Consider the following 14,437-nt stretch of genomic DNA (forward strand, 5'->3'; position numbering starts at 1 on the left):
CGGACCTGATGTCCCCCGGCGACGCCCGCCGGGCCCTGTCCGCCCTGCGCGCCCGCATCAACGCCGCCGGGCCCGCCCTGCTGGAGAACGGCCTCCCGATCACCCCAACCGTCCTGGACCGGGCCGGCGCCCTTCGCACCGCCCGCGCCACCACCTGCCCTTCCACGCCGACCCCGCCGCAGAGCAGCTCTCGGTGGGCCAGGTCGGGGGCTGGCTCCTGGGCCCCGACGGCCGCGTCTTGGTGCTTTTCGAACCGGACACCGGCACGGCTCTCCTGCCGGGCGGCGCCCCTGAACTCCCAGACCGCGGCAACCCCCTCGTCACACTGCGCCGGGAGGTACGCGAGGGAGCCGCGGCTGAGTTCGGCGAGCCGCTGTTCCTCGGCCACCTCTGCGACCCCGACAAGTCGTACGCCCGCCTCCGCTACGCCGCGCCCCTCACCCGCCTCGGCCCGCCCTCCGTCGGCCCGGCCACCGGCCGCACCCACATCCGGGCCCTGGCCACACCCGAGCAGGCCCTGAAGCTCTTCGACTGGGGGCTCCCGGCGGCCGACCAGCTCGCCGCCGTCCACCAGGCCCGCGCACGGCTCGGGATCACCCGTGCCGCCCGGCAGCCCCTCACCGAACTGCCGCACGCCACCGACCTCACCACCTTGTAGCCCCCCGGCCCATCTCGAAGTGAGGACTCGCATGAGCGACACATCACCCGCCCTGAACACGCCCCCTGTGGCCTGCACGTCACCATCGCGCCCGATCAGATCGTCCTGATGTCCGACCCGCGCCTGGCGGCCATCCCCGTCGCCGACTGCGGCGAGCCGCTCATCGACGGACAGGGAGCCCTGCTGGTCGACGACCGCAGAGCCGACACGACCGGCTCGTACGCCTATCTGTGCCGCGGCGTCCTGGATCGGCTCGTCCATGCCCAGTCGCTCCTGCCCGACGGGCTGCGCCTGCTCCTCATCGAGGGCTACAGCCCGCCCGACCGGCAGCGGCGTCACTTCGAGGAGTACGCAAACAAGCTCCGCGCGGCCAACCTGGCCTGGCCCGACGACCAGGCCCATCAGGCCGCCAGCCGGTCGGTGTCGCGGAGGTACCAGTTGATTTCCAGGTAGGACGAGGTGCGGAACTGCAGGTCGCGCTGGTAGCCGTAGTGACCGGCCAGGCCAGCCAGCAAACTGGTCGGCGGTGTGGCGGCGACCCGCCAGTACGCGCCGAGGGCCTGGAGGAACGGGGCGACGGTGTCGGCCTCGTGGCCCGGATGGCCATCGGGCCGTCCGCCCGGTAGACGAAGCTGCTGTTCATGTCGGGCCGGTCGGGGCTGACGGAGTACTGCCGCCCCTAGATCCGGTAGCGATCAGCCCCGGGCGAATTCAGTCTTGAAGGGGCGATGCCAGGGCCGATACCGTCACGGCCGTGACGATCGACACCCGCGGGCTCACCGCCAACTCCGCCGAGGCCACTGCGACCTGCGCCGGCCAAGGGAGCACTGCCCGGCTGGCTTCCGACATCACCGTTGTACTGGTGCCCATCGTCATGTTCGCTGTTCCCGTGGCTATGGTCCGGGCTGAGCTGATTCATGAAGGGTTCCTCCTCCTCAACGTGGCCTCGCTGTTGATCAGCGGCATGGTGGCGGCCTATGCCCACATGGGCTGGCACGCCCGACTGCACGATGGTCACCTCCTCTCCGCCCGCACCCTCACCGGGCGGCGCACGGTCGATCTGGCCCGGCTCACCAAGATCGGCCGCCTTGAGGTGCCAGGCCAGGTGCGGACCGACGATCGGCTGATCCTGACGGATACGCACGAAGTGCGGCTCATCCTGAACAAGCTCAAGGGCGGTGACGACACCGTCGACGCACTCGTTCGTCGGGCACTGATGGCGCGGCCGCCCGGCGCCGCCGTGGTCGTATCGGACCGCGCCGCTGAACGCCTCGACCTGCACAAGGAACTGGCCCGCCCGCAGGGCCGGATCCGGGCCGGCCGCAGAATTCGCCCGGGGCTGATCGGCTTCCTGCCGCTGTTGGCCGTCTTCGCGGTGACACCGGTGTCCTTCGGGCTGCTGGCCCTGGCCCTGACACTCGCTGACGTGCTCTAGGCGCGCGCACTGAGCCTGGACCAGCTACGCACATGAGGGCCTGGAACAGCGCTCGACCTGGCCTGACGCCCCCGAGGTGTTGGGCCGGGGTCAGGAACTGAGGTCTGCTGGCTCAGCTGCTGGACGCCTCTGCATGCGGTACGGCGGCCGCCCCGGCCAGGGAAGCCGCAGTGTAGAAGACCGCCGAACCCTGCTTGGTGCGCTCAGCCCGGCCCTTGGCAACCAGGTTCTCTACCGTGGTGCGCACGACGGTGACCTTGATGTTCCGATCGGGATGGGCCTCGGCGAGGGCTGTGGTGATTTCGGCGGCCGAGCGAGGCTCGCTCTGCTGGCCAAGGTGGCGGTGAACCAATTCGACCAGCGTCGGTCCCGATGCTGGCTGATCGGGCTTCTTCCGAGCAGCCTTACGTGCATTCTTAGCCGCCTGGTCCTTTTTACCGGTGGCTGCGGCCCTTCTTGCCGCGGTCGGTCGGATTCGGTCCCGCCAGCTGCCCCCTTTGAGCGCCCGGACGCTGACGGAGTCGATTGCACACCGCGACCAGTCCACCCCGCCCTGGGAACCAGGTTCGTCCAGGACCAGGCGGTGGAGCCGGTGGAGCTTGGCCCACACCCGGGCCTCGGTCCACTCGGTGAACCGGCAGAAGACGGTCACGCCCGACAGGCCGAAGCCGACCGAGGGCCGTTCCTGGGACGGCTGGCACCGCCACGTCACCCTCGTGACGGCGGCCCACCTGTTCTCGACCGAACAGCGCACCGACCCAAAAGCCCTTGCCGGGGCCTGACCCTCTATCAGGCCCTCGCCCAACTCCAACATCTGCTGGCCACCTGGTCAGGACGTTGCCCGACCTGTCACCAACCCGCACCCTGGCAGACCTACGACACCACCTAACAAAGTCCTACTAGGACTTGTCTTGGGCGATCTTGCAGGGCTCGTGCGATCAGGTCGTGGACCAAGAACTCGCCAGGCACACGGTTCTCTGTGCGCTGGTCAAGGTTGTCGGGGCCGAACCATCCGTAGGCGGAGTGCTGTCATCGACCGCCGCTACGCCCTCTCCGGAGGCCAGCCTGTCGAAGCCTTCACCCAGGTGCTGAACATCGCCTGGGCCGAGCGCCCGCCCGTCGAGACCACCCCGGCAGGAGCCGTATGTGGCCCGGACGACACCTGCGCCGTCCCGCCCGCCACACCGTAACCAGCCGGCGACAAAGCGCCGGGGGCGCTCGCCCACGGCGTGGGGCCCGGCACAGGGCAGCCAAGCCCCCTGAAGAAGTCCCCGGCGGCCCCATCGGCCGGGCCGAGCCGGAATGACCGGCTGCCGCGACGGCCGGGGAGGGGCCAGGGGACTTTCGGCCCACTGAGCGGGGCCCTCTGCGGCAGGCGTGGTGCATACGGACTGGGTAGTGTCGTGAGTGCGACAGGAGACCACCGCCGGATGGCGACAGATCCCGCTGCACGCCCCCTATCCGTGCGGGGCAGCAAGAGAAAGTAGAACCAGCGTCGGCGTGCCCGCCCAGGCAGCCGCTTGTGACGCGTGGGCGAACCCAGTCGAGTAATCCTGGGTTCCCGGTTCTACGTACGGATCTTCTTTGTCGAGGCCGAGGTTTCCGGGAACCCCTCGCGGAAACGGACACCCTTCATGTCTGACATCGAGCGCAACAAGCAGGTCGTCGTCGACTACTACCAGACCGCGTTCGGCGGCAATCCGGCCAAGGCCATCGCCGATCACTTCGGCCCGGTCTACGTCCAGCACAACCCCGATGCCCAGGACGGCCCCGAGGCGTTCACCGGCTTCGTGAACTGGCTGCGCAGCGAGTACCCGAACCTGCGTCTGGACATCAAGCGGATCATCGCCGAAGGCGACATGGTGGTCACCCACTCCCACCTCGACCTCGAACCCGACAACCCTGGTCGCGCGCTGGCGGACTTCTTCCGCTTGGAAGACGGCAAGGTCGTCGAGCACTGGGACGTCATCCAGGACGTTCCCGCTCACGCGGCCAACAACAATGGCATGTTCTGATGCCCACGCCGCCCCTCCCGCCCGAGACGGCTGACACGCCCGCCGCTGTGGTGCGTCGCCAGTATCTGGCATCGGCCACCGGGGACCTCGACCTGTGGCGTACCTCGGTTGCTCCTGACGTGGAGTGGATCGAGGCGGACGGGTTCCCGCTGGCGGGCACCTACCGCAGTCCGGACGGCGTGATCAGCGGCGTGTTCGAGCAGTTGGCCGCCGCCTGGGACGACTGGATCACCCACGACGACACCTACGTCGTCGATGGTGAGCGGGTCGTCGTCCTCGGCCGCTACATTGGGTGCCCTGACAACCGCCACTGGACGACCGCGCACCGCCGGCATCGTCGGCTCGCGGTAGCTTGACCGGCAGACCGTCGCAGGTGACGGGACCCGCCCGGCAGGACGGGTCCCTCACGCTCCCCGAGGGTGTCTACTTGCGCTGCCCGGACTTCTTCGCGGAGGACGCGGCCTTCGCCGCCACCTTGTTGATCACGAACTGCGAACCGGGTTCGACGAGGATGTCGCCGTCGGCCGACCCGCTGATCGTCACGTTCGACAGCGTCGCGCTGCCACGTGCCCCACCGTGGGCGCGGATGCCCGCACCGTTGTTGGACTTCGAGATCTTCACGTTGCTGATCTTCACGTCCGGCGTGGCGCCGCCGCCCGACTTGAACTGGATGCCGTCGTACGTCGAGTCATGGATGACCGTGTCGCGGATGGTCACTCCGGGGATGTTCTGCCCCTGCGCGAACAGGGTGATGGCGCCGAACTCCTGCGCCTCTCCCCAGAACGCGCCGCCTGTGCGGTACAGCCCGTTGTTCGCGATCAACGTCTGCCCGGAGAAGGGCAGCGGGTCGTGATCCGTCGCGAGCATGATGCCGGGGTAGTTCATCGTGTCGGAGACGGTGTTGTTCTCGATCTTGTTGCCGTAACCGCCGTAGATGGCGATGCCGTTGGCACGCCACGGCAGCTGGACCGTATTGTCGCGGAAGGTGTTGTCGTGACCGATGTCCACCGACGGGTCCTTCACGTACCGGTTGGCCCATACGGCGAGGGCGTCGTCACCGGTGTTGCGGAACGAGGAGTTGACGACCGAGGAATTGCGCGTGCCGTTGGTGAAGTTCACGCCGTCCGCGTAGGTGTTGCGGATCCGCATACCGCTGAACTCCAGGCCGTCGCCCGGCCCCCACAGCTCGGGAATGTTGCTGTAGTCGCGGCCCACCCACGCGCCGACGTTGGCGTGCTCGATCCACACGTTGCTGATCTTGGTGTTCTTGCCGAAGCGGCCGTTGAGGCCCACTCCGCCCTCATGATTGCCGTCTCCGCCGCGGATGGTGCCCGAGCCGAAGATGGCGATGTCGGAGATCTTGGTGTTGTCGTCGATGTCGAAGCCGAAGTTGCCCTCGTGCGGGTGGTTGATGCCGCCCGCCTCGTGCGGCGGGGTCAGGGTGTAGAGCTGGGAGTGCCACATGCCCGCGCCGCGGATCGTGACGTCGCGGATGCCCAGCTGGTTGTACTCGCCCCGGTTGTGCGGGTCGTCGGTGAGGATCTTCTTCTCCTGCCGCCAGCGTCCCGCCGGTATCCAGACGCAGGCGATGTCGCCCTTCTGGTCGGCGGTCACCGCGTTCTGGATCGCGGTGGTGTCGTCCTTCCCGTCGTCCGGGACGGCGCCGTACTGGGTGATCGACGTACACTCAGCCGGTTTGGCCGCGGGCGGAGCCACCTCCTCCAGGTCGATCAGGTCGATGATGTAGTACGCGGCGTCGTCCCCGGCATCCCGTTGCAGCCGGAACTTGGTGCCCTGCGGGTAGGACTTCTTCAGCAGCGCGTGCGACTCGTCGAACAGCCGCCGCGCGTCCCCGCCGGGACGGTTGGTCAGCCCTTCCGGACTGTCGGTGTTGCCGTACAACCAGCTGTGCTTCGACGACAGCGCCACCTTCTGCACGAACGTGCCGTTCGCGTACAGACTCAGCGTCTTCTCCTGGCCGCCACCGCCCGGCGCGTCCGGTATCGCGTTGCGCACCACGATCGAGTTCGTGCTGTTGGCCGAGGTGAACTCCACGTACTGCCCGGTGGAGTTGAGGCGCACCGACTTGCGGCCCGAGGACTCCGTGGCGAAGTTGGTGTGCCCGAAGGGACGGTGAGGTTCGGCTTCCAGGAGCGTGCCGTTGTACGTGCCGTTCTCCGCCTCGTACTCCACGTACGGCAGGGCAGCTCCGCGTACGTCGGCCTGCGTGCGCGCGGAGGTCTTCGCCGGGTTGCCGCCGGAGGGGCCGTCGGCGGCGCCGGCCGCCGTGGGGAGGAGTACGGAGGCCGCCAGTCCGGCCCCGAGCGCTGCCGCCAGGAGGCGACTCCCTTGCTTGTGTCTCATGAATGATTCCTCTGTTCCGTGGGGTTACAGGTCCCTGGGGTTGCGAGGGTGGGGGCTCATTGCACGTTGATCTTGAATGTGGAGGTGGTGTTCCGGATGTCCTGGGCGTTGTCCCTGAGCGTGAGTCCCCTGAAGGTGGCCTCGCCGACCGCCGGGCCCTGGCCCGGTTCGGGCATCTCGTTGGCCCAGATGCCGAAGCCGGACTTCGCGTCGAACGCGTCACCGGACTTCCGCGCGCCGGAGATCGCGATGTTCGACAGGACCGTGTCCTCCACCGGGTTCTGTGGCCGACCGCCCACGTAATTCGTCTGGAACATGACACCGTGGTAGGTCGGATCGGTGATCCGCACGTTGTCCACCCGGATGGCACGGAACGGTTTCGAGGCGGAGAAGAGCCAGATGCCGGGGAAGGTCTGCCCGTTCCAGAAGTGACCGCCGACCCGGTCGACGGTGATGTCCGCGAGGTTCGTCGGGTCGGGGCCGAACCCGTTCGTCGGGTAGCCGAAGTCGAGGGAGGAGATGGTGATTCCGGAGTAGACCAGCGTGTCGGCGATGTGGATGTGGCGGAAGGTGTTGAGACGGCCGCCGTACACCGCCAGACCGGCCGCCCGCCAGGTGAGCTTGGCGGTGAGGTTCTCGTAGATGTTGCCCGTCTGCTCACCGCCGCCCGCGTCGGTCGCCGAGAAGAGGGCGAACGAGTCGTCCCCGGTGGCGCGGGCCTCCGAGTTGGCGACCAGGTTCCCGGCGGAGCCGTTGGTCATGTTGACGCCGTCGGCGAAGGTGTTGCGGATGCGGTTGTTCCGCAGCGTCATGCGGTCCGTGTTGGCGCCCCAGTACAGGCAGACCACGTGCTCGGCCCAGATATTCTCAATGGTGATGCCGGAGACGTTCTGGAAGTCGAAGACCTTGCCCGGGCCGTCGATGCGCGAGGTGTAGTTGCCGAAGTACGCGAAGCCGGAGAAGACCGAGCCGCTCGCCTGCTGGTCGGCGCGGAAGCCGACATCGGTGTTCTCCTGGTCCGTCGGCGCGTGGAAGCGCGTGAACCACGGTCCGGCGCCGATCACCTTCACGGGCTTGCCGTAGACCTGGAACTTGCTGTTCGTCCGGTACTCCCCCGGCGGCAGATAGACGCCCTGAATCTTGCCCGTGGTGTCCATGCGTGCCTTGTCGAGCGCGTTCTGCACGTCCTGGTGGGTGGTGCCGGACGGCTCCACATACGCGGCCGGGTCCGGGTTCGCCGCGGCTGTCACCTTCTCGAAGTCGGCGAAGTCGATCGCGTACGCCGAGGAGTTGTCACCGTCCTTCTGCAGGCGGATCTTCGTACCCGCCGGGACGGTGCGGCCCAGGTTGACATGCGCCTCGTCGTAGATGTGCCGGGGCGCCCCCGCGCCCGGGTCGTTGCCCGGAGACGCCTCAGGGCCATACAGCCAGGCGTACTTGGAGGTCAGGTCGAGCGCCTTGGTCTTCACGCCGTTCACGTAGACGTTGAGGGTGGCGTTCGTGCGGTCCGGGATGGAGAAGCGGGTGACGAGGGTGTTGGTCTCGACCGAGGTGGTGAACTCCACATACTGACCGGTCGCGTTCAGCGTCACCGCCTTACGGCCCGACGCCTCGCCCGCCAGGTCGCCGATCTTCCGGTTGGGCCCGACCACCTGCGCACCGCCGCCCACTGAAGCCGACTCGGCCTCGACGGTCGTGTACGGCATGCCGGCGCCACGCGTCGCCGCACTCCCCTCGGCCCCCTTGGTCCGCGCGGCGGCCCGGCCTGCCAGGGCCGCACCACTCTTCGGTGGCGTGAACGCGGCCCGGGAGCGTGCCGCGGGCCCGGCCGGAATCTCCCGGGTCACCGTGCGGCTGTCCGCGGACTGGTTACCGGCCGCGTCTCTGGCCCGTACCGAGTAGGTGACCTTCTCGGAGTCGGGCCCGGGTGCGGTGGTGTCCTTCCAGCGGAGCTGCTCCGCCGGGAGACTGGCCCGCAGGTCACCGTCCGCGTGGACGTCGTACGCGACGGCGTCGGCGGTCCTGTGCCAGCTGAGCGTGGTGCCCTTCAGCGCGGTACCGGCGGGGGCCCGGGGCGGTGTGGTGTCACCGGCCCGCGCCGCGTACACGGCGATTTCGCCCACCTTTGTCGGGCCGACGAGGCGCAGTCGGCGCACGGCGGCGCCTTTCAGCGTGAAGGTGACCGTCCCCTCGCGGGCCTTGACGTCGGACAGTTCGTTGTAGTCCTCGCCGTTCGCGGAGCCCTCGAGGCGCACGGTCTGTGCCGGGCCGGGCAGGTGGACCACGACGCGGTCAAGGCGCCGGGTCTCCCCCAAGTCCGCGGTGACCCAGCTCTTGCTGCTGCCCTTGGCGTACGTGGCCTTCGCCCCGTCCTGGGCGCGGTCGGCGTTCTCACCGGTGAGCCGTACCGCGAGGGGCTCCGGCTCCGCGGCCGGCTCGGCCGACACCGGCTGCCCCTGGGACAGCAGCAGACCGGCGCCCAGTGTCGCGGCCAGGGCGGTACGCCATCTGGCGGTGCCACCGGCGCGGCTCGTTGGTGCGTTCATGACATCTTTGTGCATAACCGTCCTTCCGGGCGGGGGGTGGAGTGGTGCTCGGAGGGAGCGGTCCGGTCGCGGACGCTCAGGCCCGCAACCAGACCGCTGTGTCCTGCGGCAACAGCCCCAGCGGGGACAAAGGGCTGCTGGCCAGCAGGAGTTCACAGCCCGACGGCAGCGCGACGTCGTCGGGGCCGAGATTGACCAGGGTGATCCAGGTGGCCCCGTCCCGCTCCGAGGTGCGGGCGAAGGAGAGGACGCCGGGTTCGTCCGCGCGCAGCCGGCGAAGCGGACCCGCGTCGCTCAGGGACCGCCGCAGCCGTAGTGCCGCGCGGTACAGGGAGAGCATCGAGTCGGGGTCCCGTTCCTGCCGTTCGGCGGCGTACCCGGCCCAGTCGGGCGGGGCCGGGAGCCAGCTCGGCTCAGGGACGCCGTCCCAGGGCAGCGGTACCCGGCAGCCGTCCCGGCCGGGGTCGAGGCCGCCGGAGCGCGCGTGCATCGGGTCCTGGATGAACTCCCGTGGGATCTCGACCTCGGGCAGCCCCAGCTCCTCGCCCTGGTAGAGGTAGACGGAGCCGGGCAGGGCCAGGGTGAGCAGGGCGGCGGCGCGGGCCCTGCGGGTGCCGAGTGCCAGGTCGGTGGGGACCCCGAAGCGCTTGCGGGCGAAGGCGAAGCCGGTGTCCTCGCTCCGGCCGTAGCGGGTGACGGTACGGGTCACGTCGTGGTTGGCGAGAACCCAGGTGGCGGGCGCCCCGACCGGAGCGTGGGAGGAGAGCGTGAGGTCGATCGACTCCCACAGCGCCGCCCGGTCCCAGGGGCGGGAGAGGAAGTCGAAATTGAACGCGGTGTGCAGCTCGTCGGGGCGCAGGTAGCGGGCGAACCGCTCGGTGTCCGGCAGCCAGATCTCACCGATCAGTGCCGCCCCGTACTCATCGGCGATCCGTCGCCAGGAGCGGTAGATGTCGTGCAGTTCGGGCCGGTCGTGGAAAGGGTGCGGGCGCGTGGGGTCCATCGAGGGCAGCCCGTCCTCCTTGACGAGCAGTGCCGCGGAGTCGATCCGCACTCCGGCCGCGCCGCGCTCCAGCCAGAAGCGCAGCACGTCCTCGTGTTCCTGCCGGACCTCGGGGTGGTTCCAGTTGAGGTCCGGCTGCTCGGGGGCGAAGAGGTGGAGGTACCACTCGCCGTCCTCCGTACGGGACCACGGCACCCCGCCGAACTCGCCGACCCAGTCGTTGGGCAGATCCGGCGAGTACGGGCGGAAGTGGAACCGTTCCCGCTCCGGGGAACCAGGGCCCGCCGCCAGAGCGGCCTTGAACCACTCGTGCTGGTCCGAGACATGGTTCGGGACGACGTCCACGATGCAGCGCAGCCCGGCCTCCTGGGCCTCGGCCATCAGTTTCTCGGCCTCGCCGAGCGTGCCGAAGGCGGGGTCGATGGCGCGGTAGTCGGCGACGTCGTACCCGCCGTCCGCGAACGGCGACTGGTACCACGGGGTGAACCACAGTGCGTCCACGCCCATTTCGGCCAGGTAGGGCAACCGGGCCCGCAGTCCGGCCAGATCGCCAGTGCCGTCGCCGTTACCGTCGGCGAAGGAGCGGACGTACACCTGATAGATGGCAGCACTGCGCCACCACTCCGTGCTGGACAAGAGAGTGTCCTTTCGTGCGAGACGCGGACGCGTACGGACTCGTGGTCGGGGTGAGTGCGGGCGGTCGGCCGCCGCTCAGCCCTTGAGGCTCCCGGCGCTCAGTCCGGCGATGATCTGGCGCTGGAACACCAGGAAGAGGGCGATCAGCGGCAGAGAGGCCATCACCATCCCCGCGACCAGGGAATTGAGCGGGGTGTCCTGCGCCACTCGTTGGAGGAAGACGCTCAGCGGCTGCCGGGCCGGGTCCGGCAGGACGAGCAGCGGCCAGAGGAAGTCCTTCCAGGCCGTGACGATGGAGAGGATGGAGACCACCGCGAGGATCGGCCGGGACAGCGGGAGCACCACGCGCCACATGGTCGTCAGCGTCCCCGCGCCGTCCATCTTCGCGGCGTCGAGGAGCTCGTCGGGAATCCGGTCGAAGAAGTTCTTCAGGATGTAAATGTTGAAGGCGTTGGCCGCGGCCGGGAGCCAGACGGCGCTCGGGCTGTTGATCAGGTTGCGGTTGAACAGGGGGACGTCGACGACCGTGAGGTACACGGGCACCAGCAGTGCGGTGGCCGGCATCATCAAGGTCAGCAGCATCAGCCCGAGCAGCAGGTTCCCGAACCGCGGGTGCAGTTTCGACAGGGCGTACGCGGCGGGGACCTGCACCGCCAGCTGGACGAGCCAGGCGCCGCCGGCCAGGACGACTGTGTTCAGGAAGTAGCCCGCCAGGTCCATCTCCCGCCACGCCTTGGCGTAGTTCTCCGGGTGCCAGGACTGCGGTACGTAGGTGGGCGGGGACTGCGCCAGCTCCGCGGAGGACTTCATGGCGCCGGTCGCCGCCCAGTACAGCGGCACGAGAAAGGCCACCGTGAACAACGCGAGCGCGAGGGCGAGCACCGACCAGTAGATCAGTCGTCCCTTGGTTGTCCGCAGTACGGCGGGGCGGACGAGGGTACGCATCGAGGCGGACATCCTGCTCACTCCTTCGCGGCGCGGGTGACCCGCAGATAGAGGGCGGAGAAGGCGCCCAGGACGAGCAGGAGCATCAGGCTGAGTGCGCTGGCGGTGCCGAAGTCGTTGTAGACGAAGGCATAGCGGTAGACCAGGAACATGACGGTGACTGTGGAGTCCTCGGGGCCGCCGCCGGTCATCACGTACGGCTCCGTGAACACCTGCATCGTCGCGACGATCTGGAGCAGCAGCAGGACGAGCAGCACGAACCGGGTCTGCGGGACGGTGACGTGCCGCAGCCGCTGCCACACGCCCGCGCCGTCCAGCTCCGCGGCCTCGTAGAGCTCGCCGGGGATCGTCTGGAGCGCGGCCAGGTAGATCAGAGTCGTGGTGCCCATGTTGGCCCAGGTCGAGACGATGACCAGGGAGACCAGCGAGGTGGACGAGGAGTCGAGCCAGGCGGAGGTCGGCAGGTGCAGCGTGCGCAGGACTTCGTTGAGCAGCCCGGGGCCCGGGTCGTAGAACCACTTCCACATCAGCGCCACCACGACCGGCGGCAGCATCACCGGCAGATAGACCAACACCCGGAAGTACGCCCTCGCGTGCCGGAACTCGTTCAGGAGAACCGCGGTCAGGAACGGCACCGCGAAGCCGAGCACCAGCGCGTACAGGGTGAACAGGCCGGTGTTGCGCCAGGCGGTGAGGAACAGCGGGTCGGCGAAGAGCTTCTCGAAGTTGGCGAAGCCGGCCCAGGTGTTGCCGGTGGCGAAATTGACGTGCTGGAAGCCGAGGATGATGTTGCGGACGATCGGCCACCAGGAGAACAGCGCGAAGATCACCACGGCGGCGCAGAGGAACCCGTACGCCGTGACGTGCTCGCGCAGGGCGCGCCGCCGTGCGGTCTGCCGCCGATGGGGAGCGAGCGGCGGCGAGGGCGCGGCCGTGCGCGGGGGCGGGGTCTTCAGCGACATGCTCATCAGGAGGCGCCGTAGACCGCGTTGACCTTGTCCTCGGCGTTGTCGAGGAGGGCGTCGATGTCGGCGTCCTTCTTGGTGAGGACGGCCTGCATCACGGAGTCGAGCACCGCGTAGACCTGTTGCGCCTTCGGGGGTTCGATCACGCCGGGCACCTTCGGTGCGGCGTCCATGAAGGCCTGGTAGTTGCCGGTCGGCATGTTGGCGTTGTCCTGCTTGACCTTCTCGATCCGGTCGCGGACCGCGCCCTCGAAGATGTCAGGGACGGTGGGCATGGGGATGCCGACGGGGAGGTCGGCCTTGGCGTAGTCGGCGACGTTCTTCTCGATGAGGTCGGGGTTGAGGTACCGCCACTGCACCCACTTGACTCCGGCCTTGATCTTCTCCGGCGATGCCTTGGGGTTGAACATGTACCCCTCGCCGCCCAGCAGCGTGCCCTTCGCGTCCGGCACGGGTGCGAGGGCGTAGTCCTCGTACTTCCCGCCGAACTGCTTGGCGATGACGGTGATGTTGTCGGCGGCCGAGACGTACATCCCGAGCCTGCCCGAGCCCATCATCCGCTGCACGTCCTCGACCTGGAGCAGCTGCTTGCTGCCCATCGAGTCGTCCTTCCAGCGCATGTCGTACAGGTCCTGGAGGGTGGCCTTGCCCTCGGCCGTGTTGAACGCCGCCTTCCACTGGTCCCCGTCCTGCCGCGCGACCCGGCCGCCACGGGAGTACAGCTCGGCGGTGAAGTGCCAGCCGCCCTGGTTGTTCGCGGAGAAGTCGGCGTATCCGACGGTGTTGTTCCCGAGCCCGGCGATCTTCTTGGCCGCCTCGCGGACATCCGCCCAGGTTTTCGGCGCCTGGTCGGGGTCGAGGCCGGCCTTCTTGAACAGCGCGCGGTTGTAGACCAGGCCCATGGAGTAGTTCGAGGTCGGAAGACCGTACTGGCGCCCCTGCTCATCCTGGAAGATCTTCAGCAGCGGGTCCTGGATGTCGCCGCGTCGCGGCATGTCCTCGACGGCCTCTGTGATGTCCGCGGCCTGCTTCTTCTCTATCAGCGACCGGACATCGGTGAAGTAGACGTAGAAGACGTCCTCCAACTTGCCGCCGGCCAGCTTCGCGTTGAAGGTCTTCGGGTCCATGAAGCCCTCGTGCGGCACGATGTCGATGTCCGGGTTGGCCTTCTCGAACCGCGCCACGTGCTTGTCGAAGAGCTTGCGTTCGAATGCCTGGGTCTTGGGCGGTTGCCCGTTGACGTCGAGCGTCACCTTGCCGCCCGTGTCCGTGTCACCTCCGTCGCTGCTGGTACCGCAGGCGGACGTGGCGACCAGCGCGAGAACAGTGACGGTGGCGAGCGCGAGCGTACGACTGCTCGTGAATGTCATCGGGAGACCCCCTCCGGGTCGTGCTGCACAGCGCGCGCTTCCCCCAGCGCGCCAGCGCGTTGGCGCGCCGCGTGGGCCCCGGACGGGCACATACGGCCCGCCGTGGTGCTGTGGCTGTCGGTTGCGCGCACACTCAACCACCAGCAACAGCGGAGCACAATAACTCGCGCATAGACTGCAAAAAATTGATTGCGGGCGAGGCACCGAACGCGGCACCCATCGAACTCCGCCGAGCCAGGCACCTGCCAACTGTGCCCCGTGCAGGCGTAATGACTGCCCTGCACCACTGGACTGCGCCCCCGTAGGCGGACCGGGGTGAAACGCAAACTATCGCCGCATCAACGCAAAACTTGCGCTCCGTTGCAAGTGGCGAGAGCGATCGGCCGGGCAGCAGTTCCCGAGCTGCCACGGCGGCCCCAGGCTTGCTCGACTCGGCGTCGGCTCGCTTCCCGCGCCCCTCGACCCCTCGCAGAGCGGCGCACGTCCTCGATCGCGCGAAT

At 68.6% G+C, this 14,437-nt stretch carries 13 protein-coding genes and 1 pseudogene; 6 read left to right on the forward strand and 8 right to left on the reverse strand.

The features are described 5' to 3' along the window. Positions 1-193: 193 nt before the first annotated feature. The 3 genes from ACZ56E_RS34635 to ACZ56E_RS34645 all read left to right on the forward strand — a co-directional run bounded on the left by ACZ56E_RS34635 (position 194) and on the right by ACZ56E_RS34645 (position 2,093). Positions 194-658 carry an NUDIX hydrolase gene (locus tag ACZ56E_RS34635; protein WP_471220692.1) on the forward strand — a complete coding sequence of 155 codons (465 nt, stop codon included), beginning with the start codon at positions 194-196 and terminating at the stop codon, positions 656-658. 108 nt (positions 659-766) lie between these two features. Next, positions 767-1,111: a M15 family metallopeptidase domain-containing protein gene (locus ACZ56E_RS34640; protein WP_471220410.1), complete on the forward strand. Its 345-nt coding sequence runs from the start codon at positions 767-769 to the stop codon at positions 1,109-1,111. Positions 1,112-1,412: 301 nt separating this feature from the next. Beyond that, positions 1,413-2,093, forward strand: coding sequence for a hypothetical protein (locus ACZ56E_RS34645; RefSeq protein ID WP_471220412.1), 681 nt, complete (start codon positions 1,413-1,415; stop codon positions 2,091-2,093). A 112-nt stretch (positions 2,094-2,205) separates the two neighbouring features. Here the strand turns inward: ACZ56E_RS34645 and ACZ56E_RS34650 are convergent, their stop codons facing one another. Beyond that, positions 2,206-2,445 carry a hypothetical protein gene (locus ACZ56E_RS34650; RefSeq protein ID WP_471220414.1) on the reverse strand — a complete coding sequence of 80 codons (240 nt, stop codon included), beginning with the start codon at positions 2,443-2,445 and terminating at the stop codon, positions 2,206-2,208. Between the two features lie 88 nt (positions 2,446-2,533). Then, a pseudogene (locus ACZ56E_RS34655) lies at positions 2,534-2,670 on the reverse strand (IS5/IS1182 family transposase); the annotation flags it as partial. Positions 2,671-2,692: 22 nt separating this feature from the next. Here ACZ56E_RS34655 and ACZ56E_RS34660 point away from each other — a divergent pair. The 3 genes from ACZ56E_RS34660 (at position 2,693) to ACZ56E_RS34670 (ending at position 4,464) form a co-directional block, all read left to right on the forward strand. Further along, positions 2,693-2,875 carry a hypothetical protein gene (locus ACZ56E_RS34660; RefSeq protein ID WP_471220694.1) on the forward strand — a complete coding sequence of 61 codons (183 nt, stop codon included), beginning with the start codon at positions 2,693-2,695 and terminating at the stop codon, positions 2,873-2,875. Positions 2,876-3,727: 852 nt separating this feature from the next. Then, positions 3,728-4,108 (forward strand): nuclear transport factor 2 family protein, encoded by a 381-nt coding sequence (locus ACZ56E_RS34665; protein ID WP_471220415.1) that lies wholly within the window; start codon positions 3,728-3,730, stop codon positions 4,106-4,108. Continuing rightward, positions 4,108-4,464, forward strand: a complete 357-nt coding sequence (locus ACZ56E_RS34670; RefSeq protein WP_471220417.1) for a nuclear transport factor 2 family protein — start codon at positions 4,108-4,110, stop codon at positions 4,462-4,464. Before ACZ56E_RS34665 ends, ACZ56E_RS34670 begins: the two co-directional genes overlap by 1 nt. Before the next feature lie 67 nt (positions 4,465-4,531). On the opposite strand, the gene ACZ56E_RS34675 is transcribed toward ACZ56E_RS34670, so the two are convergent. The 6 genes from ACZ56E_RS34675 to ACZ56E_RS34700 form a co-directional block, all read right to left on the reverse strand. Continuing rightward, on the reverse strand, positions 4,532-6,472 hold the full coding sequence (locus ACZ56E_RS34675; RefSeq protein WP_471220420.1) for a right-handed parallel beta-helix repeat-containing protein: 1,941 nt from the start codon (positions 6,470-6,472) through the stop codon (positions 4,532-4,534). Positions 6,473-6,528: 56 nt separating this feature from the next. Then, positions 6,529-9,033, reverse strand: coding sequence for a discoidin domain-containing protein (locus ACZ56E_RS34680; RefSeq protein ID WP_471220422.1), 2,505 nt, complete (start codon positions 9,031-9,033; stop codon positions 6,529-6,531). Between the two features lie 61 nt (positions 9,034-9,094). After that, the gene (locus ACZ56E_RS34685) at positions 9,095-10,657 is read right to left on the reverse strand and encodes a glycoside hydrolase family 13 protein (RefSeq protein WP_471220424.1); all 1,563 of its coding nucleotides are present in this window, start codon (positions 10,655-10,657) and stop codon (positions 9,095-9,097) included. Between the two features lie 75 nt (positions 10,658-10,732). Beyond that, entirely contained in the window at positions 10,733-11,614 is an 882-nt protein-coding gene (locus ACZ56E_RS34690; protein WP_471220426.1) for a carbohydrate ABC transporter permease, read from the reverse strand. Positions 11,615-11,619: 5 nt separating this feature from the next. Then, positions 11,620-12,570: a carbohydrate ABC transporter permease gene (locus ACZ56E_RS34695; RefSeq protein ID WP_471220428.1), complete on the reverse strand. Its 951-nt coding sequence runs from the start codon at positions 12,568-12,570 to the stop codon at positions 11,620-11,622. After that, positions 12,570-13,937, reverse strand: a complete 1,368-nt coding sequence (locus ACZ56E_RS34700; RefSeq protein ID WP_471220430.1) for an ABC transporter substrate-binding protein — start codon at positions 13,935-13,937, stop codon at positions 12,570-12,572. The genes ACZ56E_RS34695 and ACZ56E_RS34700 overlap by 1 nt, the downstream gene beginning before the upstream one ends. Positions 13,938-14,437: the final 500 nt, after the last annotated feature.

It is taken from the genome of Streptomyces sp. NPDC039480, from assembly GCF_055597165.1.

Excerpts from the sequence above, each read along its gene's own strand:
- ACZ56E_RS34640 (WP_471220410.1), top strand. The coding sequence starts at position 767 with ATGTCCGACCCGCGCCTGGCGGCCATCCCCGTCGCCGACTGCGGCGAG.
- ACZ56E_RS34665 (WP_471220415.1), top strand. The coding sequence starts at position 3,728 with ATGTCTGACATCGAGCGCAACAAGCAGGTCGTCGTCGACTACTACCAG.
- ACZ56E_RS34670 (WP_471220417.1), top strand. The coding sequence starts at position 4,108 with ATGCCCACGCCGCCCCTCCCGCCCGAGACGGCTGACACGCCCGCCGCT.
- ACZ56E_RS34675 (WP_471220420.1), bottom strand. The coding sequence starts at position 6,472 with ATGAGACACAAGCAAGGGAGTCGCCTCCTGGCGGCAGCGCTCGGGGCC.
- ACZ56E_RS34680 (WP_471220422.1), bottom strand. The coding sequence starts at position 9,033 with ATGCACAAAGATGTCATGAACGCACCAACGAGCCGCGCCGGTGGCACC.
- ACZ56E_RS34690 (WP_471220426.1), bottom strand. The coding sequence starts at position 11,614 with ATGTCCGCCTCGATGCGTACCCTCGTCCGCCCCGCCGTACTGCGGACA.
- ACZ56E_RS34695 (WP_471220428.1), bottom strand. The coding sequence starts at position 12,570 with ATGAGCATGTCGCTGAAGACCCCGCCCCCGCGCACGGCCGCGCCCTCG.
- ACZ56E_RS34700 (WP_471220430.1), bottom strand. The coding sequence starts at position 13,937 with ATGACATTCACGAGCAGTCGTACGCTCGCGCTCGCCACCGTCACTGTT.